The following is a 25,337-nucleotide window of genomic DNA, read 5'->3' on the forward strand; positions in this document are numbered from 1 at the left end:
AACCCGCCATGAACCAGACGCTGGCGGTATGGCTGTTGATCGCGCTGGCGCTCGTCAGCGCCAACCTCCCGTTCCTGACGGAACGGGTGTTCGCCGTCCTGCCCTGGAAGCAGGCCGGCGAGGCCGCGGTCAAACCGTTCTGGCTGCGCCTGGTTGAAGTGCTGGTGTTCTACGCCATCGTCGGCGCGCTGGGTTTTGCGTTCGAGTCCACGCTGGGCAACCGATTTGCCCAGACCTGGGAGTTCTACGCGATCACCCTGAGCTTGTACCTGGTGCTGGCCTATCCGGGCTTCGTCTACCGCTACTTGTTTAAACGGCACCCCCGTCTGCGCGCCTGATGGCCCGCCAAGGCACCAAACGCCCCGTCAGGGGCGTTTTTCTTTTGGGTCCGTGAAATGTGCCGCACGCAAGAGCGCGCAGCAGGGCGGCCACCCCAGGCGCGTGCAATGGCATCGCGGACTAGCCGTGGACGCTGGCAGGGGCATCGCCGCGCCATTGCGCTATAAGCTGTTATTTATAGCGATCTTGCAGGCATAAGTGTTGTTTTTTTCATCTTTAACGTAAGCGCAGGGCCTTCATTCAGGTTTCATTCAGCGCTCCAGATCAAAATCGCAACCGGTAAAAAAATAAGAATCGTTGCTATTTATATTTTGGAGAAGCTGGTTTGAAGCCCCAAGACTCGTATTCGCTGAATACGCTTACTACCTCGTTGGCCGCCGCCATCGCCGCGCCTGCCCTGTTCATCAGCCCTTACGCCGCCGCGCAGTCCGCGGACTCGGGCGTGACGCAGCTTGCTCCGGTACGGGTGGAGGGCGAAGGGTCTTCGTACCAGACGACGACGGTGCCGTCGCCAAAAATGACCGCGCCCTTGCTGGACACGCCCCGCACGGTGCAGGTCGTGCCGAAGCAGGTGATCCAGGATCAGGCGGCGTCCACGCTGCAAGACGTGCTGCGCAATTCGCCGGGTATTACGTTCGGCGCGGGCGAGGGCGGCCGTCCGGGCGGCGACTTGCCGATCATTCGTGGCCAGAACGCCGCGGGCAGCCTGTTCCTGGACGGCATCCGCGATTCCAGCACGCAGGTGCGCGATACGTTCAACTTGGAACAGGTGGAAGTGATCAAGGGGCCGGACTCGGTGTATTCCGGGCGGGGCGGCGCGGGCGGCAGCATCAACATGGTCAGCAAGTCGCCCAAGGCGACGGACTTTACCGAAGCCACCGCTCAGATCGGCACGGACAACAACTATCGCGCCACGATCGACAGCAACTGGCGCCTGGCCGACAAGGCGGCGTTCCGCCTGAATGTGATGGGCAACAAGGGCGACGTGGCGGGCCGCGACGACGCCGTGGATTTCGAGCGCTGGGGCGTAGCGCCGTCGCTGATGCTGGGAGTCGGCACGCCGACCCGCATCACGCTCAGCTACTACCACTATCAAGACGACAGCATGCCGGACTACTCCATTCCGTATGACCCGAAGACGGGTCAGCCGGTGACGGAGACGATGGGCGTGAGCCGCAAGACGTTCTACGGCCTGAAGGGCCGGGACTTCATGAGCACGCGGGATGATGTCGCGACCGTCGATTTTCAGCATGACTTTTCGGACAAGCTGCAATTGCGCAACGTGACCCGGTACGGCCGCGGCACGACCGATTTCGCCGCCACCAACCCGGACGACAGCAAGGGCAACGTGCCCAACGGCTTGGTTTACCGCGCATTGAAGTCGGGCTACTACGTCACCAAGAGCTTCGCCAACCAGACGGATCTGACCGGCGAGTTCGATACGGGCAGCCTGAAGCACTCGTTCGACCTGGGTTTCGAATACAGCAACATCAAGCAAGACAAGGACAGCTACACGCAGACCATCGCCAAGGGGCCGATGGCGTGCAAGGTCGGCGCTGCCGACCTGTCGAATCCGGCGCTGTGCGCCTCACTGTGGGATCCGGATCCCGGCACCGATTACACGGGGCACCTGACTCGCAATAACAACCCGGCCCGCTACAACACGGATACCCTGGCGCTGTACGGCTTCGATACGATCAAGTTCAACGATCAATGGCAGGCCAGCCTGGGCGCGCGCTGGGATAACTACCGCACCAGCGGCAGCAACATTGCGAAGGGCCGCAACGATCCGGCCGGCACGCCGGCGTTCTACAGCACCCGTCGCGAAGACAATCTGTTCAACTATCAGTTGGGCCTGGCCTACAAGCCGCTGCCCAATGGCACGATCTACGCCACCTATGGCACCTCGTCCACGCCGTCGGCCATCGCGGCCGGCGCGATCAGCGATGCCGCGTCGGTCACGAGCGCATCGCTCGAGCCCGAAAAGAGCCGCACCGTGGAACTCGGCACGAAGTGGCAGGTGTTCGATGACCGCCTGACCTTGTCGGCGGCCGCCTTCCACGATATTCGCAAGAACACGAGCGTTGCCGTGTCCGCCACGGAAGTGTCGCAAGTGGGCGAGGCCAGGGTGCGGGGCATCGAACTGGGCTTCTCGGGCAACATCACGCCCCGATGGAACGTGTTCGGCGGCTATACCTTCATGGACAGCGAAGTGACCAAGGGCGCCTATAACAGCGGCGCCGTGGGCCAGGATCTGCCCAATACGCCGCGTAATGCCTTCAGCCTGTGGACCACCTACAAGGTCCTGCCCAAGCTGACGATCGGCGGCGGCGCCTACTACGTCGACAAGCAATTCGGCAATGCCGACGCATCGAATAACCCGGACGGTACGCCCAAGGCGCGCTGGGTGCCTTCGTACTGGCGCTTCGACGCGATGGCGGGCTACGAGTTCAACGAGCACTTCTCGGCGCAGTTGAACGTGCTGAACCTGTTCGACGAAACGTACTACACCAAGGCTTACGCGGCGCACTACGCCGCGCTGGGTTCGGGCCGCGCGGCATTGCTGTCGCTGAAGGTCCGGTACTGATGGCGCCGTAGCGACGGGCCGCTCTTGATGGGCCGGTACGGTTCCGAAGCTGCAAGGAAAAAACCACCGCAAGGTGGTTTTTTTTGAGGGCAGGCGGTTGGTTGTTGTTTCGGACGGCTGCGAAGCCGCCGCCGATCAGCTTTCGAACCAGTTCAGCACGCCGTCCAGGCCCGTCACGTTCAATGCGAAACGAGTCTGCTCGCGCACCAGCGGCTTGGCGTGATAGGCCACCGGGAAGCCGGCTGCGCCCAACATCAGCAGGTCGTTGGCGCCGTCGCCCATCGCGATGATCTGGTCTTTCGTGGCGCCGTGCGCCCGGGCGAATTCACGCAGGTAGACCGCCTTGGCCGAGGCATCCAGGATGTCGCCCACGACGTGGCCGGTCAATAGGCCGTTGTCGATCTCCAGCGTGTTTGCATGGGCGCTGTCCAGGTTCAGCCGTTCGCGCAGGCGATCGGTGAAGAACGTGAAGCCGCCCGACACCAGCAATACCTTGATGCCTGCGGCCTGCGCCGTGCTGATCAGGCGTTCCGCGCCCGGGTTCAGCCGCAGCTTTTCAACATAGACCTGCTCCAGCGCGTCGGCTGGCACGCCCTTGAGCAATGCGACGCGGCGGCGCAGGCTTTCGGCGAAGTCCTTGATCTCGCCGCGCATGGCGGCTTCGGTGATCTCGGACACCTTGTCTTTCACGCCCGCCACGCCGGCGATCTCGTCAATGCACTCGATGTTGATCAGCGTGGAGTCCATGTCCATTGCAAGGACCTTGCATTGCGACAGTTTCAGGCCGGCCGGCAAGAAGGCCACGTCCACGCCGTTGCGGTCGGCCCAGGCCACGACTTCGGCACGGGTCAGGGCGTCGTGCTGCACGTCCAGCAGACGGGCGGCGGTGTTGCTGATGCGCGCCACGCCCTGGGCCTGAACCAGCGCGGCCAGTTGTTCCGCGTGTTCGACGGTCAGGCCGGGAGATTGGACGACAAGGTGATGGGTAGTCATAAAGTTGCGAAGGTTGGCGGGATTATTTCAAGGCGCGCAGCACAACGCGTATGGCGTCGGCGCGGGCAGCGATCTGCGCGGCCTTGATCTCAATCCGCAATTTATCCTGTCCTGCCAGTTTGATGTTGCGCTGGCGTTGCACAAGTTCAATGATCCGGCCGGGATCGACCGTGGTCTTGGGGCCGAATTGCATCAGGGCCTGAGCTTCGCTGGCGTCGATCTTGACGATGCCCAGCGGTTGCGCGGCCAGGCGTAAACGATGCGTGGTCAGTAGCGTTTGCGCGGCTTCGGGCAATTTGCCGAAGCGGTCGATCAGTTCTTCCTGGATGAGGATCAGATCGTCTTCGTTGGCGGCGTGGGCCAGGCGCTTATAGATGCCCAGGCGCGCGTGCACATCGGCGCAGTAGTCGGAAGGCAGCAGCGCGGGCGCGTGCAGATTGACTTCGCAGGCCAGGTTGAAGGGCGCGTCCAGGTCGGGTTCTTCGCCCGCGCGCAAGGCACGGACGGCCTCGTTCAGCATCTCGTTGTACATCGAGAAGCCGACTTCCTGAATATTGCCCGACTGCGAGTCTCCCAGCACTTCGCCCGTGCCCCGGATTTCCAGGTCGTGCATGGCCAGGTAAAAGCCGGAACCGAGTTCCTCCATGGCCTGGATCGCCTCCAGGCGCTTTTTGGCGTTGGTCGTGATGGCGTCCTCGCCCGGCGTCAGCAGATAGGCGTAGGCCTGGTGGTGCGAACGTCCCACGCGGCCGCGCAACTGGTGCAACTGCGCCAGTCCGAAGCGGTCGGCGCGGTGGATCACGATGGTGTTGGCGCTGGGCACGTCGATGCCGGTTTCAATGATGGTCGTGCACAGCAGCACGTTGTAGCGCTGCTGATAGAAGCCCTTCATCACCTGTTCAAGTTCGCGCTCGGGCATCTGGCCGTGGGCCACGGCGATGCGGGCTTCGGGCACCAGCTCTTCCAGGCGCGCGCGGCGATTGTGGATGGTTTCGACCTCGTTGTGCAGGAAATAGCACTGGCCGCCGCGCTTGAGCTCGCGCAGCAGGGCCTCGCGCAGCGTACTGCCGTCTTCGCGGCGCACGAAGGTCTTGATCGCCAGGCGCTTCTGCGGCGCGGTGGCGATGACCGAGAAGTCGCGGATGCCCTCCAGCGACATGCCGAGTGTGCGCGGAATGGGCGTGGCGGTTAGCGTCAGCACGTCGACTTCGGCGCGCAACGCTTTCAGCGCTTCTTTCTGGCGCACGCCAAAGCGGTGCTCTTCATCGATGATGACCAGTCCCAGACGTTTGAACTGCACGTCCTTGGACAGGATCTTGTGCGTGCCGATGACGATGTCGACGCGGCCGTCGTTGATACCTTCGACGGCGGCCGCCACTTCCTTGGCCGATCGGAAGCGCGACAGCTCGACGACGCGCACCGGCCAGTCGGCAAAACGGTCGGAGAAGGTCTGGGCGTGCTGTTCGGCCAGCAAAGTGGTGGGGCAAAGCAGGGCAACCTGCTTGCCGTTGGCCACCGCCAGGAAGGCCGCGCGCAACGCCACTTCGGTCTTGCCAAAACCCACGTCGCCGCAGACCAGCCGGTCCATGGGGCGGCCGGAGGTCATGTCCGCCAGCACGGCTTCGATGGCGGCGGCCTGGTCGGCGGTTTCTTCGAAGCCGAAGCCTTCGGCGAAGGCCTGATAGTCGTTCAGCGGCAGATTGAAGGCGAAGCCTTCGCGGGCGGCGCGCTGCGCATACAGCGCCAACAGCTCGGCCGCGGTGTCGCGCACCTGGCGGGCGGCCTTGCGGCGCGCTTTGTCCCATTGGCCGGAGCCCAATTGGTGCAACGGCGCGGCTTCCGGGTCGGCGCCGCTGTAGCGGGCGATCACGTGCAGTTGCGACACCGGCACGTACAAGGTGCTGCCGTTGGCGTATTCAAGATGGAGGAATTCCATCTCGCCTTCGCCCATATCCATGTTGACAAGGCCATGGTAGCGGCCGATGCCGTGCTGCGCGTGGACGACGGGGTCGCCGGCGCGCAGTTCGGACAGGTCGCGCACCATCGCTTCGACGTTGCTGGCGCGTTCCTGCGAGCGCTTGCCGCGCCGGCCGGTCGAAGCCAGGCCCGGGTACAGGTCGTTTTCGGTCAGGAAGGCCAGATTGGCCTGCGGCAGGCCGAAGCCGGTGGCAAGCGGCGCGGCCACGATGCCGAAGTTTGCGTCGGACGCCAGAAAGGCTTCGATGGTGTCCGGCTGCGCATCGGGCGTGACGCCAAACTCGTTCAGCATCTGCACCAGGGTTTCGCGGCGGCCGGCCGAATCCGCGCATAGCAGCACGCGGGTCTGGCGTGTCTGCACCAGCGCACGCAGCTTGGCGATCGGGTCGTCGGAACGGCGCGCCACGCTGACGTCGGGCACGGCTTTGAAGTCGGGGTGCGGCTCGCCGGCGGTGAGCGACAGGCGACGGAACGCCTTCAGGCTTGCGTAGAGCGTTTCGTTGTCCAGGAATAACGAGGCCGGCGGCAGCACGGGGCGCTCGCGGTCGCTTTTCAAGAACCCGTAGCGGCTGGACGTGTCGTGGTTGAAACGCTGGATCGCGTCGTCGATATCGCCAATCGTGACGGTGACGGTCCCTGCCGTCAGGTAATCGAACAGCGTCGCCGTTTCCTCGAAGAAAAGCGGCAGGTAGTACTCGACGCCGGCAAACGGGATGCCGTTGCCGATGTCCTTGTAGGGCAGGGCGCGGGATGGATCGCCTTCAAAAATCTCTCGGAAGCGTGCGCGGAAACGGGTCCGCGAATCTTCGTCCATCGGAAATTCGCGGCCAGGCAGCAACTGGACCTCGCGCACGGGGTACAGGCTGCGCTGCGTGTCGACGTCGAAGCTGCGGATGGTCTCGATTTCGTCGTCGAACAGGTCCAGCCGGTAGGGCACGGCCGAGCCCATGGGGAACAGATCGATCAGCCCGCCGCGCAGGCAGAACTCGCCGGGCGCGGTCACCTGGGTGACGTGGTTGTAGTTGGCCAGCGTCAGTTGGGCGCGCAGGGCGGCTTCGTTCAGCTTGTCCTTTTGCTTGAACGAGAACGTGTAGGCGGCCAGGAACGAGGGCGGCGCCAGCCGGTACAGCGCGGTCGTGATCGGCACCGTCAGCACGTCCACCGTCTTCATCATCAGCGAGTGCAGCGTGTGCAGGCGCTGGGAGATCAAGTCCTGGTGCGGCGAAAACGCGTCGTAGGGCAACGTTTCCCAGTCGGGCAACTGCCGCACGCGCAAATCCGGGGCAAAAAGCTGGATCTCTTCCGCCAGGCGCTGGGCCTCCAGCGGCTCGGCCGTCAGGATGACCAGCGGCGCGCCCGCTTGGCGTGCCAGGTCCGCCAGCAGCCAGGCGTCGCCGGACCCTGGCGGACGGGGTTGCGCATAGCGGGCGCCGGCTTTCAGCGCGGACAGGGTAGGGGCGGTCGCCGGGACGGGCGGGGCGGCGGTGGCGGAGGAATTGGGGGTGGGCATCAGGCTGGAAGCAGGCATCAAGCGGAAGATTATAAAATCACCGCACCATGTCTGACTCAATCATTGCGATCGTACCCGCCGCGGGTGTCGGCGCCCGGGCCAACCCGTCCGGTGCGCAGCCCGTGCCCAAACAGTATCGTCCATTGGCCGGACAGCCCATGCTGCGCCATGCGGTGCACGCCTTGTTGGCCGATGCGCGCGTGTCCCAGGTGCGCGTGGCCGTGACCCCGGGCGACGGCTGGGTGGACGCGGCGCTGGCCGGCCTGCCGCGGACGGTATGGCGGGCCTGCGGCGGCGCGACTCGGGCCGACACCGTTGCCGGCGCGCTGGCCGACAGCGGCGTGGCGGACGATGCCTGGGTGCTGGTCCATGACGCCGCCCGTCCCGGCTTGCCCGAAGCCGCGTTGCGCCGCCTGATCGATGCCTGCCTGGCCGATCCCGTCGGCGGTTTGCTGGCGTTGCCGGTTGCCGATACGGTCAAGGGGGGGCACGAGCGGGTGGAGCGCACGCTGGACCGCAATGGCTTGTGGCTGGCGCAGACGCCGCAGATGTTTCGGGCCGGCGTGCTGCGCGATGCGCTGACGGCGGCCTCCGTGAATGGCGTGATCGTCACCGACGAGGCTTCGGCCCTGGAAGCGGCGGGGTATGCGCCGTTATTGGTTCCGGGCGCCTTACGCAATTTCAAGGTGACGTGGCCAGATGATTTCGAACTGATGGAAAAATGGCTATGAGCATTCCTTTTCGCGTCGGGCAGGGCTTTGACGTGCACGCGCTGGTCGAAGGCCGCCCGCTGATTATCGGCGGGGTCACGATCCCGCACACGCATGGCCTGCTGGGGCATTCCGATGCGGACGTGTTGCTGCACGCCATAACCGACGCGCTGCTGGGCGCGGCGGGCCTGGGCGACATCGGCCGGCACTTTCCGGATACCGATCCGGCTTTCAAGGGTGCGGACAGCCGCGTGCTCTTGCGCGAGGCGATGGCGCGGGTGCGCCGGGCCGGCTGGGCGCCGGTGAACATTGACGCCACCCTGCACGCGCAAGCGCCCAAGATCGGCCCGCATGCGCCGGCCATGGTGAAGAACATCGCGGCCGACACCGGCCTGGCCGAGACCGAGGTCAATATCAAGGCCAAGACCAACGAGGGCCTGGGCTATCTGGGCCGCAAGGAAGGCATCGCCGCCACGGTGGTGGCCTTGCTGGCGCGCGCCTGAAAGGCCAGGCCGCTGGCGCGCGAAGAACACGAATTACCCGCTTATTTACTTTGGAATACATCTTTAACAAATAAATAAGCGGGTCGAATTGATCTGGCATATTCTCCGCTACTTCAATTTCGACCACAGAGACATTCGGATGCACTTACGCGGCGTCGCCCTGATTTTCGTTCTAGGTGCATTCGGTTCGCCTGCACACGCCGAGTTTGAACAACAGCTTGGCCCGCTGGCCGGCACGGTCAGGCAGCAACTGCTGCAAGGCTGGACCGCCGGCGTGCAAGACGGCTGGTTCAGCTTGCGCAATACAGGGACGCCCGGCAGCGAACAGACGCTGTATCTCAACGTGGGGCCGGCGCCTGAAACGGGCCGCGTGACCGACGTGAATGTGGTCGTCAATTCGCAGAATCCGAAAGCCTCTATCGGCGTCGTGCTGAATAACCGCGCCGCCAAGAGTTTGTGCCTGCTTGAGATCACGGCCGACAAGAATACGTTGCTGTTTTGCCTTGAAGGCCAGAAGCGACGCGATATCGCGTCGGTGCCCAACCTGGCGAAACTGGACGGTTCCGACCGCATGAAAGTGGTCGAGCTTCCGGGCGCTGCCCGGTTCGTCGTGAATGGCCAGATAATCGGCGACGTTACCGATTCGCCCGCGGTGGGTTCCGAAATCGGCATCATGGCGTATGACGTCGGCACGTTCGGCATCGCGGATTTCACCATCGAGTCGAATGTGGGTTCGAAGCCGTCCGGCGCGGCGGCGCCCGCCGGCGGACTGCCCCCGCGCCCCGGCAGCGGCAGCGGCGGCGCGGGTGCGCCGCAAACCGCCCCGCAAGGCGGCAATCCGCAAAGAACGCCAGCACCCGCCCAGACGCCGGCCGCCGGTAACGGCGGCTCGGGATTGCCGGGCGCGGGCCCCTATCCGCGCTTCGGTGGCGACACCCTGCGCATCGTTTCGGTGTACATCGGGATCATGCGCAGCATTTTCATGCACGAGTTCGGCCATGCGCTGATCGGCGAATTGGAATTGCCGTCGACCGGCGCGGAAGAAGACGCGGTCGACATCTATGCGGCGTTGCAGATTGTTGAACCGACGATGTACCCGTCGAACGACAAGGACGTGAACACCATGGCCCGCGACGCGGCGACCTATGCCGCGCTGCAGTGGTACTACAGCGGCAAAGTGGCTGAAAGCAATGGCGCGTCGGCCTCTTCGGCTTGGCAAGACGAGCACACGGGCGACTTGAAGCGTTTCCGCAACATGCTTTGCATCATGTATGGCGGCAATCCCAGCGTCTTCGAACCGGTGGCCAAGCACGTGGGGCTTGAAGACCGGACCAAGGCGCGTTGCTCGGACGAATTCAACAAGCAGAACCGCGCCTGGCGCAAGATCCTGGCGCCGTATACCCGCGTCGGCACCTGGACGCCGGACGGCCTGCAGCCTGCCAATGCGCCCGGCGCGCCGGTGAAGGTGGTCTTCGAACCGTCTTCGCGCAAGATCGGCAACCTGTTCGCTAACAACCTTTCCGAAGCGATCACGAACAACATCAAGTTGCTCGGGCAGACCTATGTGCTGCCGCGTCCGGTAAACGTGGTGTTCAAGGACTGCGGCAAGCTCAACGCCTGGTACAGCCCGCGTGAAGGCTCGATCACGATGTGCTATGAGCTCATCGAGAGCATCGCGGTGATGATTTCCGATATCGAAATGGGTACGGTCAATGGCGAAGTCGTGGCCAACAAGGGCGGCGGCCCGGCCACTGCGCCGCGCCCGCAGCCGCAATCGGCACCCGGCCAAGGCATGCCCCCCAGCGCCATCGACGAACTGAAAGACATGGGCGTGCCGCCCACGACCATGCTGTTCGCCGCGCCCTACAAAGGGCCGACGCCAAACCAGATCTACCGCGCCCAGGTCATTACCACCGCGGATCTGGTGTCGATGGTCAAGAACGACAAGAACATCTTGATCGTCGATACCAGCGGCCTGCGCGACACGGTGCCGATCGCTTTCCCGCTGGCCGACGCCGGTTCGGACGGCAGCGTCACTGATCAGCTGCAAGCCTCGCTGGACGCCTGGTTGCTGAAGAAAAGCGGCGGCAAGCGGGATGTGCCGGTCGTGTTCCTGGGCGGCAGCATGAACGACCGTTCGTCCTATAACGCGGCGTTGCGCGCGGGGACGTTGGGCTGGCCGGCCTACTGGTACCGCGGCGGCGTCGAGGCATGGGTCGCCAACGGCTTGCCGACCACCTCGGACATGGCGAAGAAGTAGCCATCGCTCGCCGCATGAAAAAACCGCCTGTGCGAACAGGCGGTTTTTTTGTGCCCATCAAGGAGCAGAGCAGCAAGCACGCGCAGCGTGTGCGGCGTGGGGGCCATTTTTGCCGCCGGGCCGCCCCAAGGCAAAAAGCGCCCCCTTGGGGGGCAGCAAGCACGCGCAGCGTGTGCGGCGTGGGGGCTCGTTTACTTGCCTTGCGCGGTCAACGCCAGTGCGGCGGCGTTGACGACCGATGCGATACGGCCGGCGTCGCGCAGCTGTTCGGTCGACAAGCCGTCGTTCTTCAGGTTTTCATAGTGCGAGGCCACGCAGAAGTGGCACTTGCCGATGATCGAGGCCACCAGCGCGAACAATTCAAAGCGCTTCTTTTCCACGCCGCCGTGGGTGGCGTAGGCATTCATGCGCAACTGCGCCGGCAGGCTCTTCAATTGGGCGTCGCCTGTCATTTCCACGTAGGGATACCAGGTGTTGTTCATGCCCATAAGCGCCGAAGCGGTCAGCGCGGCGTTGGCGTCGCCTTCCGACAAACCGCTCTTGAAGGCTTCCACCAGCACCGGGCTGCGCGCGGCGTAGGCGGCGGACAGGGCGGCGCCCACGGCATCTTCAGGGGCGAGCGTCGAACGGGCAATCACGGCGTCCAGATTCAGGCGGATGTCCTTGGCCCAATCCGGCAGCTGTTCCTTAATGGTAGTAAGAAATTCCATAGCTTTTACCTATAATCTAGCGCAATTAAAGCCCAGCTCGGGGCCTGCAAGCAGGCCCGTTGCCGGGCTGGAAATTACAGCGTGGCGCCGCCAACCGTACGGTTGCACGGGCACAGCTCGTCGGTTTGCAGACCGTCAAGCAGACGCAGAACTTCTTCCGGGTTACGGCCGACGTTCAGGTTGTTCACCGAAACGTGCTGGATCGTGTTGTCCGGATCAACGATGAACGTGGCGCGCAGGGCAACGCCAGCACCCTTTTCACGGACGCCCAGTTGGTCGATCAGGGCACCGGTGGTGTCGCCGAATTGGTAGTGGCCCAGCTTGTTCAGGTCCGGGTGCTCACGGCGCCATGCCAGCTTGACGAATTCGTTGTCGGTCGAGCCGCCCAGCAGGACGGCGTCGCGGTCTTCGAAATCCTTGGCCAGCTTGTTGAAGCCGACGATTTCGGTCGGGCACACGAACGTGAAGTCTTTCGGGTAGAAGTAGATCACCTTCCACTTGCCGGGGAACGAGCTTTCGGTGATGTCTTCAAACGCCGACACGCCATTTTCTTCGTGCTGGTTGAAGCCGGGCTTGACGCCGGTGACCTTGAAGGGCTCGAGTTTGTCGCCAACAGTTTTCATGTGTACTCCCAGTAGTTGTTGGTGGAAATAAGGCTGTGCCTTAAAGCATAAATTCTACGCTATGGATTATCGTTGTCTAATTGATAATTCCTAAACTTAGCTTTGGGCAACTCTATGCGTGCGGTCAGGCCGCCGCCCTCGCGGGGAAGCATTCGCAGCGTGCCGCCCACGTGCTTGAGCAGGCGTTCCACGATGGCCAGACCCAGGCCCGCGCCACTGACGCCGGTACGCGCCGCCTCGCCACGCGAGAAAGGCCGCAGCAGCCGGTCGACATCTTCAGGAGCGATGCCGGGTCCGCGGTCGCACACTTCGATCACGATCATGCCGCCTTCGGCTTGCAGCGTCATGACAAGGTGCGCCATGCCGTCGCTGGACCGGCCATAGCGTCGCGCGTTTTCGATCAGGTTGCTGACCACGCGCTTCAGATCCAGCGCCGTGATCCGGGCGCGCAGCCCCGGTTCCAGCGAGGCGTCGAGCTCTCCACCCAGCGACGCCGTATGGCTGCGTTCGCGTTCGTAGAGTTCGGCCAGCACCGCCGAGATGTCCGTCGCCAGCTGCGGCAGCGTGCCGGCCGGACGTGCGTATTCCATCAACTGGCCGATGCTGTGGTCGATCTGGCCCAGGTCTTCGTCGATGGCCTGGCGGGCGTCTTCCGACACGCCGCTCAGTTCGATCTCAAGCCGCATGCGGGCAAGCGGCGTGCGCAGGTCGTGCGAAATCCCCGCCAGCATCAGTTCCCGGTCGGCCTCGGCCTGCCGCAAGTCTTTGGCCATGCGGTTGAACGAGGCATTCAGGTCGCGGATTTCCAGCGGGCCCTGCTCGGGCAGGGCCGCCGGTGTCTCGCCGCGCGACAGCACTTGCGCCGCCCGGGCCAGCCGCGACAAAGGCCGGTTCACGAAGCCCACCGAGACCGCCGCCCCGACAAGGGAAAGCAGCAACGCCGTGGCGCCCCAGCCCAACCATTCGATCCCGCCCGTCAACCCGATCTGCTCTCGCTCGAACACCAGCCAGTACAGGTCTTTCTCTATCTGGAAGCTGACCCAAAAGCCCGGCACCTGGTTCACGCCCCAGGCGATCTGCGTTTCCGGACCAAAGCGCGTGCGGATATGCTGGGCAACGCGTTGCCAGTAGTCGTCGTCGGGGAGGGCTTCGGCAAAGTCAGTGACTTCGCGCGGATAGACCTGGATGCCTTCGTTGGTGGCCAGGTCCAGCAGGAGCTTGCTGCGTTCGCCGTTGTGCGAGTAGATCAGCGCCGTGCGTGTGATATTGACGGCCGTGATCACCCGCTGCGCCATTTGATTGGCGCGCGGTCCCAGCTCCATGCTGAAGAAGACTTGTAGCCACGCGCCCAGGCTGACCAACATCAGCGCGGCAAGCAGCAGGAACGTGCGGCCGAACAAGCCGAGCCGCAGACGTGAAGTCAGGTTCCTGAAGGTTCTGCGCAAGCGGGGCACGAGGCTGCGCTCCTGCCCGGGGCGGGCGAGCCGATCAGCTACCACCGTCCGGCACAAACACGTATCCAAGACCCCAAACGGTCTGGATGAACACGGGCTTGGACGGATTGGGTTCGATCAGTTTGCGCAGGCGCGAGATCTGGACGTCAAGGCTGCGATCGAAGGCTTCGTATTCGCGGCCGCGCGCCAGCTCCATGAGCTTGTCGCGGGACAGGGGGATCTTCGGATGGCGCGCAAACACCTTGAGCACCGAGAATTCACCCGTGGTGATCGGCACCTGTTCGCCGTTGCGCGTGAGCGTGCGGGTGGACAGGTTGAGCACGTAGGGGCCGAAGGCGATGGATTCGTTTTCCTGGCTGGGGGCGCCGGGATGTTCCTCGGTGCCGCGGCGGCGCAGGATCGCGTTGATCCGTGCCAGCAGTTCCCGGGGGTTGAACGGTTTGGACAGGTAGTCGTCCGCGCCCATTTCAAGGCCTACGATGCGGTCGATTTCTTCCGCCTTGGCCGTGAGCATGATGATGGGCGTATTGTCGTGGCCACCGCGCAGCCGGCGACAGATGGACAGGCCATCTTCGCCGGGCAGCATCAGATCCAGCACGAGCAGGTCGAAATGCTCGCGTTGCCAGAGTTTGCCCATCTCTTTGGCGTCTTCGGCAACGAAAACGTTGAATCCCTGCTCGGACAAATACCGGCGCAGCAAATCGCGCAAGCGCGGATCATCGTCGACGACGAGGATTTTTCGGGTGGGGGTGGTGTTTTGCGTATTCATGGCCGGAAATGTAACAGTGACGAGAACCAGCGGCTAGTGGGCGTTCACAAGATATTACACATTGCGAACCATGGTTGAAATCCCCCTTACAACCGGGGGCAAAGCCGCCGTATTTCGTACAATCTGCATCTATGGAACTAAACCTGCTGGCTTTGGAAACGTCTTCGTCCCGTTGTGGGGTGGCCCTTTTGCGGGCGGTCGATGGCCGTCTGGAGGTCAGCACCCGGGAACACGAGGGGTCCCAAGAGCACGCCGAACGGCTTTTGCCGATGGCCAACGAGCTTCTGGCGGCCTCGGGCCTGGCGCCTTCTGCCCTCCACGCGGTGGCCTTTGGTCAAGGCCCGGGAGGCTTTACCGGGCTGCGCGTGGCCTGCGGCGTGGCCCAGGGCATGGGGCTGGGCCTGGGCATACCCGTGCTGCCGGTTGTGTCGCACCAGGCGGTTGCCGCCCAGGTCGCGGACGCAACCCCGTCCGATGCCATCGTCGTGGCCCTGGACGCGCGCATGAATGAAGTCTATCTGGCGGTCTACCGCCCGGCGGCCGCGCCGGAAGGCGAGGGCGGCTGGGAAACCGTGCAGCCGCCGCTGCTGATCGCGGCGGCCGAAGTCGTGCCCTGGACCGCGCACCACCTGCCCGGGTGGTCGGCGCAGGCGGGCCAGGCCCTGAAACTGGTGCTGGCAGGTGATGCCTGGGACGCCTATGCAGCCGACATGACGCATCCGCCTGTCTGGCGCCGTGCCGCCGACGCGCAACGGCCCGAAGCCGCCAGCGTGGCGCGGCTGGCGCGCCAGGGATGGCTGCGCGGCGAGGCCCTGCCGCCCGAACAGGCCGCGCCGCTGTACGTGCGCGACAAGGTGGCCTTCACCACCGCCGAACGCATGCGCGGCGAAGGCGGCAACCCCAAGGCCCAGCCGTCGCTGGCGCCGCAAGCGCCCCTGATCCCGCAGCCCCTCACCGAAGCCGACCTGGACGACGTGGTGGCGCTGGAAGCCCATGTGCAGGCGTTTCCCTGGACCCGAGGCAATTTCGCCGATGCGCTGGCCGCCGGGTACGGCGCCTGGGTGTTGCGCCGCGAGGGCAAGGTGGCGGGCTTTTGCATTCTGATGTTCGCGCCCGACGTGGCCCACCTGCTGGTGATCGCCGTGGCCAAGCCCCTGCATCGCCAGGGCCTGGGCGGCGTCCTGCTTGACTGGTGCGAGCAGCAGGCCCGCCAGCGCGGACTGGAAGGCGTGCTGCTGGAAGTGCGCCCGTCGAATGAGTCCGCCGTCAGCTTCTATCAACATCACGGCTATTTGCAGATCGGCGTGCGGCGGGGGTATTACCCGGCTGCCAAGGGGGCCCGCGAAGATGCGCTGGTCATGCAGAAGCGGTTTGCGGCTGCGGCGGAGGAAGCAGCATGAGCCTGCCGACCGTCGCCGCCAAGCCGGCCGCTCCTCGCATCAATCCTTTGCAAAGGATCTGGCTGCGGGAAATCGGCATGGAACGCCTGTGGATGCGTCCGGCGCCCGCCGCCGCGCGTCCCGTCGTGGTGCCGCAAGCGCCTGTTTCCAAACCGGTTTCCGTTCCCGACGCGATGCCGGCCGTCGTTGTACAAGACACCGCGCCGCTGCCCGTGGCACCTGCGCCGGCGCCTGCCGCGCCGCCTACCGTTGCCGGCGCCGTGCCTGTGGCCGAGACCGCCGTCGCGTCCAGGCGGGCGAATGGCCGTCCGGGCATTCCGGCGTCAATCCTGAATCGCACGGGCCCGCCTCCGCGTCCGGAGCCCAAGGCGGCCGAGGACGACGTCGTCGAGGCGCCGCGCATCCCGGTGGCCGAAGCCGTCAAGAACGCCAATCTGGACGAATTGCGTGAACAGGTCGTGGCCTGCACCGCCTGCGGCCTGTGCGACGGGCGGCGCCACGCCGTGTTCGGCCAAGGCGCCACCCCGACCCGCTGGCTGGTCGTGGGCGAAGCCCCGGGCGAGCAAGAAGACCGGCAGGGTCATCCCTTCGTGGGCCGGTCCGGCCAACTGCTGGACGCGATGTTGGCCGCCGTGGGCATGAGCCGCGAAACCGATGTTTTCATCACGAACGTGATCAAGTGCCGTCCGCCGGGCAACCGCAACCCCAAGCCCGAGGAAATCGCGGCCTGCAGCCCGTACCTGATGCGGCAGATTGCCTTGCTCAAACCCGAGCGCATCCTGGTGCTGGGCCGCTTCGCGGCGCAGACGCTGCTGGGCACGGACGCCACGATCGGCAGCCTGCGGGGCCGGGTTCATTCGTTGAAGACGGACGAAGGCGCCGAGATTCCGGTCATCGTCAGCTACCACCCCGCGTACCTGCTGCGCAGCCCGTCCGAGAAGGCGCGCGCCTGGCAAGACCTGAAGCTGGCGTCCCGCATGGTCTGACAGCGGCTTTCAGTCGCAAAAGAAAAACCGGGCCTTGGCCCGGTTTTTCTTTGGGATATCAATCGCTTGGCGGTGATTTCCTAGTGTGTGGAGTCCAGTGCGCGGCCATGGCCTTCCTGGCCGATCTGGTCGTGCAGATCGGGATTGGCCAGCATGTTGCGCTTGCTCCAGCGCATGAACACGACCATCAGCACGGCGACGACGGTGCCGAAGATGATGATGATGATGTTGATGGGCAGTTGCAGCCACAGCAGCAGGGTGTACATCGCCACCATCAGCAGGATGTTGAGCTGTTCGTTGAAGTTCTGCACGGCGATGGAATGGCCGGCCGACAGCAAAACGTGGCCGCGGTGTTGCAGCAGGGCGTTCATGGGCACCACGAAGAACCCGGCCAGGCCGCCGGTGATCAGCAGCAGCAGGTACACGCTCCAGGGCGAGTAGACCAGCGGCATCAGCAGCACGACCAGCCCCATGGCGGCGCCCACCGGCAGCACGGCCAGCGCGCGGCGCAGCGGGATGCGGCCGGCAAGGATCGAACCCACCACCGTGCCCAGCGCGGCCACGCCCATCAGCATCGACGCCTTGTCCAGTTGATAGCCCAGGTGGCTGCGGCCCCATTCGATGACGATCAGTTGGAGGGTCGCGCCAGCGCCCCAGAACAACGTGGTGACGGCCAGCGAGATCTGCCCCAGCTTGTCGCGCCAAAGCACGCAGACATAGCCCCAGAACGTGCGAATCAGCCGTACCGGGTTCTTTTGCTGCGGCGGATAGCGCACGTGGGTGTGCGGAATCATCAGATTGCACAGCGCCGCCAGCAGGTACACGAAAGCGATCACGAGGATGGCGGCTTCGGCCGGCGTATGCACCAGGCTGCCGATGAACGAGTGGCTGAGCAGCGCGGTGGAGACCGAGGACGAGATCAGCAGGCCGCCCAGCACCGTGCCAAGGATGATGGAGAAGACCGTAAGGCCCTCGATCCAGCTGTTGCCCTTGACCAGCATGTGCGGCGGCAGCATTTCGGTGACGATGCCGTACTTGGCGGGCGAATACGCGGCGGCGCCGATGCCTACGACGGCGTAGGCAGCGCACACCAGATACGTCTGATATTCCGGGGCGACGCCGATGCTGGCATACGAGAACATCAGCAGGCAGCCGGCCACTTTCAGGGCGTTGGTGGAAAACATCACCCGCCCCTTGGGGAAGGAGTCCGCCAGGGCGCCGACAAAGGCCGCCAGCACCACGTAGGCCAGCGCGAACGACCATTTCATCATGGGCGCCAGCCAGTCGGGGCCATGCAGTTCCTGTATCAAGGCGATCGCTGCGATGAACAGCGCATTGTCCGCCAATGACGAGAAGGCCTGCGCGGCCATGACCAGATAGAAACCACGTTTCAAGAATGTCCCCGTTCTTTGGCCTGAGCCCGGCCGGTCCGCGTGAAAATTATGTGTCGTGCCAAAAAGTGTCAGGGAGTATAGCCGGAGCGTGGACGCGCGCTATTGAGCGTTTGCCCGTGGGTTGACCGTTGCTAACGTTTGGGGACAGACTGCCTGCGGTATCATACGAGCCATATGTGAGCCGGCCCTTGACGGGCCGGTTTGCAATCTGTGCGGCAGGTCCGTTAACGCCTTTCGTTCAACCCACCCCGTCGTCATCGTACTGTGCGTCTCACTCAGCTAAAACTCGCCGGCTTCAAGTCCTTCGTTGATCCCACCGTGATCCCCGTGCCCAGCCAACTGGTCGGCGTGGTGGGTCCAAACGGCTGCGGAAAATCGAACATCATTGACGCAGTACGCTGGGTGCTGGGCGAGGCCAAGGCCTCCGAGCTGCGCGGCGAGTCCATGCAGGACGTCATTTTCAACGGCTCCGGCCACCGCAAGCCGGCCGCCCGGGCGTCGGTGGAAATGGTGTTCGACAACAGCGAAGGGCGCGCCGCCGGCCAATGGAGCACCTACGCCGAAATCGCCGTGCGCCGCGTCCTCACCCGGGACGGCACCAGCAGCTATTTCGTCAATAACCAGCAGGTGCGCCGCCGCGACATCCACGACATCTTCCTGGGCACCGGCCTGGGCGCGCGGGGCTACGCCATCATCGGCCAGGGCATGATCAACCGCCTGATCGAGGCGCGCCCTGAAGAACTGCGGGTATTCCTTGAAGAAGCGGCCGGCGTGTCGCGCTACAAGGAACGTCGCCGCGAGACCGAAAACCGCCTGTCCGACACCCGCGAGAACCTGACCCGCGTCGAAGACATCCTGCGTGAGCTGAACAGCCAGCTGGAAAAACTGGAAGCACAGGCCGAAGTGGCCACGCGCTACCGCGAACTCCAGGCCGACGGTGAAAAGAAGCAGCATGCGCTGTGGTTCCTGAAGGAAACCGGGGCGCGCGAAGAGCGCGCCAAGAAAGTCCAGGAAATGGCGCAGGCCCAGAACGAGCTGGAAGCCGCCATCGCCGGCCTGCGGGCGGGCGAAGCCGCGCTGGAGTCCCGGCGCCAGGCCCATTACGCCGCCAGCGACGCGGTCCATGCCGCCCAAGGCGCGCTGTACGAGGCCAATGCCCAGGTCAGCCGCCTTGAGGCCGAGATCCGCCACGTGGTGGACTCCCGCAATCGCCTGCAGTCGCGCCGCGATCAACTGCAGCAGCAGATCGCGGAATGGACCAGCCAGCGCGAACATTGCACGGAACAGATCGCCCAGGCCGAAGACGATCTGGCCACCGCCGCCGCCCGCACCGAAGAGGCGCGCGCCACGGCTGAAGATGCCCAGGCGGGCCTGCCTTCGGTCGAGCAGCGCGTGCGCGAGGCCGCCTCCGGCCGCGACGAAATGCGTGCCGCGCTGGCCCGCGTTGAACAGAACCTGGCGCTGGTCGCCCAGACCCAGCGCGATGCCGACCGCCAGATGCAGGTCCTGGAACAGCGGCGCGAGCGCCTGCAACAGGAACTGCGCGAACTGCACGCCCCGGATCCGGTGCGTCTGGAACAACTGGCCGGCGACCGCCTGGCGGGCGAAGACCAACTGCAAGAAGCCCAGGAAGAACTGGCTACGCTGGAAGGCCGCGTGCCGGAGGCGGATGCCGAGCGCAGTCGCGCCCAGGCCGCCGCCCAGACCGACGCGCAGAACCTGGCGCGCCTGGAAGCCCGCCTGTCGGCGCTGGTGAAATTGCAGGAAGACGTGCAAAAGCAGGGGGCGCTTGAGCCCTGGCTGGCCAAGCACGAGCTCGCTGGCCTGTCGCGCCTGTGGCAAAAGCTGCATGTGGAGCCGGGCTGGGAAACGGCTCTTGAAGCGGCGCTGCGCGAACGCATGGCGTCGATGGAAGTGCGCAACCTGGACTGGGCCCGCGCCTTTGCCGAAGATGCGCCGCCGGCCCGCCTGGCGTTCTACCAGCTGCCCGTCGCCGCGCCCGCGCCGGCGGCTCCCGCCGGCCTGACGCCGCTGGCCAGCCTGCTGCGCATCACAGACCCGGACCTGCGCACGCTCCTGAACGAGTGGCTGGCCGGGATCTACACCGCGACCGACGTGGCGCAGGCCCTGTCCATGCGGGCTTCCCTGCCTGCCGGCGGCGCTTGCGTGGTCAAGGCCGGCCATCTGGTCGACGCGCACAGCGTGCGCTTCTACGCGCCGGACTCCGAACAGGCTGGCCTCCTGGCCCGCCAGCAGGAAATCGAAAACCTGCAGCGCGAAATCAAAGCCCAGCAACTGATCGCCGACCAGGCGCGCGCCGCGGTCGCCCGTGCCGAAGCGGCCTGGCAGCAGGTGTCCCAGGCCATCGCGCCGGCGCGCACCCGCGTGGCGGAAGTCACGCGCCGGGTGCATGACATCCAGCTGGAACACTCGCGGTTGCAGCAGCAGGCCGAGCAATCCGGGGAACGCGCGTCGCGCTTGCGGCAGGACCTTGAAGAAATCAAGGTGCAGGAAGAAGACCTGCTTGCCACCCGCGAAGAGGCCGAAGCCCGCTTCGAGACCCTGGACGAAGAGCTGGCCGAACACCAATCCCGTTTCGCCGATGCCGAGATCGACGGCGAAACGCTGGCCGCCCAAGCCGAGGCGGCCCGCACGCGCCTGCGCGAACTGGAACGCGCCGCCCAGGAAGCCGAATTCGCCGAGCGCGGCATCCAGGTCCGCATCACCGACTTGCAGCGCAACCAGCAATTGGCGGCCGACCAAAGCCAGCGCGGCGCAGTCGAACTGGAACAACTGATGGGCGATCTGGCCGAACTGGACGCCTCCGCGTCCCAGGCCGGTTTGCAGGATGCCCTGGAAGCGCGTGCCGAACGCGAGGAAGCGCTGTCCCGCGCCCGCCAGGAAATGGAAAACCTGTCGGCGTTGTTGCGCGGCGCCGACGAAGACCGGCAGCAGCAAGAGCAAACGCTGGAACCGCGCCGGGCGCGCATCATGGAATTGCAGTTGCAGGAACAGGCGGCCCGCCTGGCCGAGGAGCAGTTCACCGAGCAGTTGAACGCCCGCGAAGTCGACCGCGAAGCGCTGGCCCAGGACTTGGCCAACGCGCCCGACGAATGGCGCCGCGCCAGTTGGCTGCAACAGGAAGTGGGGCGCATTTCGCGCCAGATCGAGTCGTTGGGCTCTGTCAACCTGGCGGCGCTGGACGAACTGAACACGTCGCGCGAACGCAAGGGCTTCCTGGATTCGCAACACCAGGACTTGATGACCGCCATCGAGACCCTCGAAGACGCCATCCGCAAGATCGACCGCGAGACCCGCGAGCTGCTGCAAGAGACGTTCAACGTCGTGAACGGCCACTTTGGCGAGCTCTTCCCCAAGCTGTTCGGCGGGGGCGAGGCCAAGCTCAGCATGACCGGCGAGGAAATCCTGGACGCCGGCGTGCAGGTGATGGCGCAGCCGCCGGGCAAGCGCAACAGCACGATCCACCTGCTGTCGGGCGGCGAAAAAGCCCTGACCGCGACCGCGCTGGTGTTCGCCCTGTTCAAGCTGAACCCGGCGCCGTTCTGCCTGCTGGACGAGGTGGACGCGCCGCTGGACGACGCCAACACGGAACGTTATGCGAATCTTGTCGCCAGCATGAGCGAGCAAACGCAGTTCCTGTTCATCTCGCACAACAAGATCGCCATGCAGATGGCCAAGCAACTGATCGGGGTAACCATGCAAGAGCAAGGGGTTTCGCGTATCGTTGCGGTAGATATAGATTCGGCCGTGCAAATGATGGCCTCCGAAGCGGCATAAACCCAATATTTAGAAAGGCGCCGCCCTGTTGGCGCGGGATTTACACATGAGTGATTTGCAGATCGGGCTGATTGCCCTGGGCGTCTTGCTGATACTGCTGGTGCTGGGGTTCAACTGGTGGCAGGACCGGCGCGTCCGGCGCAAGATGCAGAGCCATTTCCCCACCTCCGAGCAGGATCCCCTGCTGGGGGGTGCGGCTGCGTCCGCTGCCGGCACCGCGGCCGCGGCTTCCGGCGCGGTATCCCGCCGCGAGCCCGGCATGGGCGGCGACGCGCCGCGCAAGGAAGGCCAGCCGGCACCGGTGGACCCGGGCAGCGATGCCGACGATACCGAGGAACCCGATCCCGCCTGCGAAGTGGTCATCGAGATCAACTTCGCGGAACCGGTTCGCGGCGCCGACCTGCTGCCGTACATGCAAAGCCTGCGCCATGTCGGCCGCAAGCCCATGCGCGTGTTCGCCGAAACCGACCAGCGCCGTCATCGCGCGCGGGTGCACGCCGGCGAAACCTATGCGTCGATGCAATTGGCCGTGCTGCTGGCCAACCGCAGCGGCCCGCTGACCGCCATCGAGTGGTCGCAAGCGTGGGCCCGTGCGCAAGACATGGCTGAACGCTTCGACGCCACGATCGAAGGTCCCGATCAGCAAGCCGTGCTGGAGCAGGGCGCTCGCCTGGACGATACCTGCGCCGCCCTGGATACCCAGGTCGGCCTGACCCTGATGCTGGGCACCGCGCAGCCGGCCGCCGAAGTCCTGTCCGTCGCCCGCGATACGGGTTTCGTGGCGGAAGGCAATCGCCTGGCCTGGCCTGCCGAGAACGGCGCGACCCGTTTCACGCTGTCGCGTGCCGACGGCGCGGCTTTTGACGCCGGGATGGGCGGTATTGAGCGCCTGTACTTGCTGCTGGACGTGCCCTGCGCCCCGGCGGACAGCCGCGCCTTCGGGCGCATGGTGGATGTGGGCCGCGACCTGGCCGCGCGCTTGCGTGCTGAACTGGTCGATGACCAGGGCAAGCCGCTTGCCGAGGGGTCCGAGACGGTCATCGACGAACGGCTGCAAGTGCTGTTCGAACAGCTCGAACAAGCGGGCTTGCCCGCCGGAAGCGAGCGCGCTCAACGGGTGTTCGCTTAATGAGCAGCGCGTCCGGCGGGGAAGACGCGGCCAAGGCCGCGGCGCGCTTGCGCGCAGAGCTTGAACAGCACAACGTTCGTTATTACGTCTACGACGAGCCCACGGTCTCGGATGCCGAATACGACGGCTTGATGCGCCAGCTTGAAGCCCTGGAGGCCGAGCACCCCGAGCTTGTCACGCCGGAGTCGCCCACGCAGCGCGTGGGTGCCGCGCCGGTTTCGGCGTTCGGCGCGGTGCGCCACGCCGTGCCCATGCTGTCGCTGAACAACGCCTTCGACGAGGAAGAAGTCACGGCTTTCGATCGCCGCGTGACGGACACCTTGCGGGGCGCGGGCTTGTTGGGCCCCGCGCAGCAAGCCGATTATTTCTGTGAGTTGAAGCTGGACGGCCTGGCGATCAGCCTGCGCTACGAAGACGGCCGCCTGGTGCAGGCCGCTACGCGCGGAGACGGCCAGACAGGCGAGGACGTCACGTCCAACATCCGCACGATCAAGGCGATTCCGCTGCAACTGAAGGACGGCGCGCCGAAAGTGCTGGAAGTGCGCGGCGAAGTGCTGATGAATCGCGCCGACTTCGAAAAACTGAACGCGGCCCAGGCCAAGCGCGACGAGAAAGTGTTCGTCAATCCGCGCAACGCGGCGGCCGGCAGCTTGCGCCAGTTGGATCCGCGCATCACGGCTAAGCGGCCACTGCGCTTTTTTGCTTACGGCTGGGGCGAGGTCCAAGGCCTGCCCGGCGCGCAGAGCGGGCTGTTCGACGAAGCGTCGGCTGGCGCCGGGCAAGCGTCGCTGCTACCTGAAAAATCGCACGGCGCGATGTTGGCGTGGCTGCACGAGCTGGGCCTGCCAGTCAATCTGATGCATAACCATCGAGCCACGGGCGCCGAAGGGCTGATGGCCTTCTATGCCAAGGTGGGCGCGATGCGGGCGACGCTGCCCTACGACATCGACGGCGTGGTCTACAAAGTGGATTCGCTGCCCGCCCAGAAGGTGCTGGGCTTTGTGGCGCGCGCGCCGCGTTTCGCGCTGGCGCACAAGTTCGCCGCCGAAGAGGCCACGACGACGTTGCTGGATATCGAGGTGCAGGTCGGCCGCACCGGTGCGATCACCCCGGTGGCGCGCCTGAAGCCCGTGTTCGTGGGCGGCGTCACCGTCACCAACGCCACGCTGCACAACGAAGACGAGATCCGCCGCAAGGACGTGCGGATCGGCGATACGGTCATCGTGCGCCGCGCCGGCGACGTGATTCCCGAGGTGCTGGGGCCCGTGCTGGAAAAACGGCCGGATGATGCCCGCGAATTCGTCATGCCGACAGCCTGCCCCGTCTGCGGATCGGCCATCGAAAGGCTGGAAGACGAAACCATTGCGCGCTGCACCGGCGGCCTGTTCTGTGGGGCGCAGCGCAAACAAACCCTGTGGCATGCGGCCAGCCGCAAGGCGCTGGATATCGAAGGCTTGGGCGAAAAGCTCGTGGACCAGTTGGTCGACAGTGGTCGCGTCAAGACGCTGGCTGACCTGTATAGCCTGCGGCCGCTGGAACTGGTGGGACTGGATCGCATGGGCCAGAAGTCCGCCGATAACCTGGTGGCCGCCATCGAAAAGGCGCGCGAGCCGGGCTTGGGCCGTTTACTGTTCGCGTTGGGTATCCGCCACGTGGGCGAAACGACCGCCCGTGATGTCGCCCGGCATTTCGGCAGCATCGACGCGATCATGGATGCGGACGAAGACGCCCTGTCTGCGGTGCCCGACGTGGGCCCGGTGGTGGCGGCGTCCATTCGCCGCTTCTTCGCCGAGCAGCACAACCGCGACGTGATCGAACAACTGAAAGCGCAGGGCGTGAACCCGGTAGCCGAAGCGGTGCCGCAGGGCACCACGCTGGCCGGCAAGACGTTCGTGCTGACGGGCACGCTGCCTAACTGGACGCGTGAAGAGGCCTCGATGCACATCCAGGCTGCCGGCGGCAAGGTCAGCGGCTCGGTCTCGAAAAAGACCGCGTATCTGGTGGCCGGTGAAGAGGCCGGCAGCAAGCTGACCAAGGCGCAGGAGCTGGGCGTGACGGTGCTGGACGAAGACGCGCTGAAGGCCCTGCTGGGCATGTCCTAAGGTGCCCCGGGCCGGTCTGGCCCGAGGAAAAAAAAACTGCACGCCTGGGGCGTGCAGTTTTTTTTTGCGCTTGAAAAAAACTGCCCGCAAGGG

At 65.0% G+C, this 25,337-nt stretch carries 17 protein-coding genes; 10 read left to right on the forward strand and 7 right to left on the reverse strand.

The window, feature by feature from the left end:
- The first annotated feature begins 8 nt into the window (after positions 1 to 8).
- Together ACI0FO_RS02265 and ACI0FO_RS02270 are read left to right on the forward strand one after the other, a co-directional pair.
- Positions 9 to 338, forward strand: coding sequence for a DUF2818 family protein (locus ACI0FO_RS02265; RefSeq protein ID WP_416023820.1), 330 nt, complete (start codon positions 9 to 11; stop codon positions 336 to 338).
- Between the two features lie 326 nt (positions 339 to 664).
- Positions 665 to 2,926, forward strand: a complete 2,262-nt coding sequence (locus ACI0FO_RS02270; RefSeq protein WP_416023822.1) for a TonB-dependent receptor — start codon at positions 665 to 667, stop codon at positions 2,924 to 2,926.
- Positions 2,927 to 3,061: 135 nt separating this feature from the next.
- Here the strand turns inward: ACI0FO_RS02270 and serB are convergent, their stop codons facing one another.
- Both serB and mfd read right to left on the reverse strand, forming a co-directional pair.
- A complete protein-coding gene (gene serB / locus ACI0FO_RS02275) occupies positions 3,062 to 3,919 on the reverse strand; it encodes a phosphoserine phosphatase SerB (protein ID WP_416023824.1) in 858 nt (285 codons plus the stop codon).
- 22 nt (positions 3,920 to 3,941) lie between these two features.
- Complete coding sequence (gene mfd, locus ACI0FO_RS02280) at positions 3,942 to 7,424, reverse strand: transcription-repair coupling factor (protein ID WP_416023825.1); 3,483 nt, start codon at positions 7,422 to 7,424, stop codon at positions 3,942 to 3,944.
- A gap of 29 nt (positions 7,425 to 7,453) precedes the next feature.
- On the opposite strand from mfd, the gene ispD reads away from it, so the two are divergent.
- The 3 genes from ispD (at position 7,454) to ACI0FO_RS02295 (ending at position 10,879) form a co-directional block, all read left to right on the forward strand.
- On the forward strand, positions 7,454 to 8,137 hold the full coding sequence (gene ispD / locus ACI0FO_RS02285) for a 2-C-methyl-D-erythritol 4-phosphate cytidylyltransferase (protein ID WP_416023827.1): 684 nt from the start codon (positions 7,454 to 7,456) through the stop codon (positions 8,135 to 8,137).
- Complete coding sequence (ispF, locus tag ACI0FO_RS02290; protein ID WP_416023829.1) at positions 8,134 to 8,619, forward strand: 2-C-methyl-D-erythritol 2,4-cyclodiphosphate synthase; 486 nt, start codon at positions 8,134 to 8,136, stop codon at positions 8,617 to 8,619. Before ispD ends, ispF begins: the two co-directional genes overlap by 4 nt.
- A gap of 139 nt (positions 8,620 to 8,758) precedes the next feature.
- Positions 8,759 to 10,879 carry a DUF4344 domain-containing metallopeptidase gene (locus ACI0FO_RS02295; RefSeq protein WP_416023831.1) on the forward strand — a complete coding sequence of 707 codons (2,121 nt, stop codon included), beginning with the start codon at positions 8,759 to 8,761 and terminating at the stop codon, positions 10,877 to 10,879.
- A 191-nt stretch (positions 10,880 to 11,070) separates the two neighbouring features.
- On the opposite strand, the gene ACI0FO_RS02300 is transcribed toward ACI0FO_RS02295, so the two are convergent.
- From ACI0FO_RS02300 to ompR, 4 genes are all read right to left on the reverse strand, one after another.
- Positions 11,071 to 11,589 (reverse strand): carboxymuconolactone decarboxylase family protein, encoded by a 519-nt coding sequence (locus tag ACI0FO_RS02300; RefSeq protein ID WP_416023833.1) that lies wholly within the window; start codon positions 11,587 to 11,589, stop codon positions 11,071 to 11,073.
- Positions 11,590 to 11,663: 74 nt separating this feature from the next.
- Positions 11,664 to 12,212, reverse strand: a complete 549-nt coding sequence (locus ACI0FO_RS02305) for a peroxiredoxin (RefSeq protein ID WP_006217982.1) — start codon at positions 12,210 to 12,212, stop codon at positions 11,664 to 11,666.
- A gap of 59 nt (positions 12,213 to 12,271) precedes the next feature.
- The gene (locus tag ACI0FO_RS02310; protein WP_416023835.1) at positions 12,272 to 13,666 is read right to left on the reverse strand and encodes an ATP-binding protein; all 1,395 of its coding nucleotides are present in this window, start codon (positions 13,664 to 13,666) and stop codon (positions 12,272 to 12,274) included.
- Positions 13,667 to 13,700: 34 nt separating this feature from the next.
- Positions 13,701 to 14,435: a two-component system response regulator OmpR gene (gene ompR / locus ACI0FO_RS02315; RefSeq protein WP_003813882.1), complete on the reverse strand. Its 735-nt coding sequence runs from the start codon at positions 14,433 to 14,435 to the stop codon at positions 13,701 to 13,703.
- A gap of 131 nt (positions 14,436 to 14,566) precedes the next feature.
- Here ompR and tsaB point away from each other — a divergent pair, with 131 nt between their 5' ends.
- Positions 14,567 to 15,835 carry a tRNA (adenosine(37)-N6)-threonylcarbamoyltransferase complex dimerization subunit type 1 TsaB gene (gene tsaB, locus ACI0FO_RS02320; protein ID WP_416023838.1) on the forward strand — a complete coding sequence of 423 codons (1,269 nt, stop codon included), beginning with the start codon at positions 14,567 to 14,569 and terminating at the stop codon, positions 15,833 to 15,835.
- Positions 15,832 to 16,821, forward strand: a complete 990-nt coding sequence (locus ACI0FO_RS02325; RefSeq protein WP_416023840.1) for a uracil-DNA glycosylase — start codon at positions 15,832 to 15,834, stop codon at positions 16,819 to 16,821. Before tsaB ends, ACI0FO_RS02325 begins: the two co-directional genes overlap by 4 nt.
- A gap of 80 nt (positions 16,822 to 16,901) precedes the next feature.
- Here the strand turns inward: ACI0FO_RS02325 and lplT are convergent, their stop codons facing one another.
- Positions 16,902 to 18,215 carry a lysophospholipid transporter LplT gene (gene lplT, locus ACI0FO_RS02330; RefSeq protein WP_416023842.1) on the reverse strand — a complete coding sequence of 438 codons (1,314 nt, stop codon included), beginning with the start codon at positions 18,213 to 18,215 and terminating at the stop codon, positions 16,902 to 16,904.
- A gap of 264 nt (positions 18,216 to 18,479) precedes the next feature.
- Here lplT and smc point away from each other — a divergent pair, with 264 nt between their 5' ends.
- The 3 genes from smc to ligA are packed head-to-tail and all read left to right on the forward strand — an operon-like array spanning position 18,480 to position 25,244.
- On the forward strand, positions 18,480 to 22,013 hold the full coding sequence (gene smc / locus ACI0FO_RS02335; protein WP_416023844.1) for a chromosome segregation protein SMC: 3,534 nt from the start codon (positions 18,480 to 18,482) through the stop codon (positions 22,011 to 22,013).
- A 46-nt stretch (positions 22,014 to 22,059) separates the two neighbouring features.
- A complete protein-coding gene (locus tag ACI0FO_RS02340; RefSeq protein ID WP_416023845.1) occupies positions 22,060 to 23,142 on the forward strand; it encodes a cell division protein ZipA C-terminal FtsZ-binding domain-containing protein in 1,083 nt (360 codons plus the stop codon).
- Positions 23,142 to 25,244 (forward strand): NAD-dependent DNA ligase LigA, encoded by a 2,103-nt coding sequence (gene ligA, locus ACI0FO_RS02345; RefSeq protein ID WP_416023847.1) that lies wholly within the window; start codon positions 23,142 to 23,144, stop codon positions 25,242 to 25,244. The genes ACI0FO_RS02340 and ligA overlap by 1 nt, the downstream gene beginning before the upstream one ends.
- Positions 25,245 to 25,337 lie beyond the last annotated feature (93 nt).

The sequence above is a fragment of the Achromobacter marplatensis genome, assembly GCF_049060505.1.
Taxonomy (GTDB): domain Bacteria; phylum Pseudomonadota; class Gammaproteobacteria; order Burkholderiales; family Burkholderiaceae_B; genus Achromobacter; species Achromobacter marplatensis_A.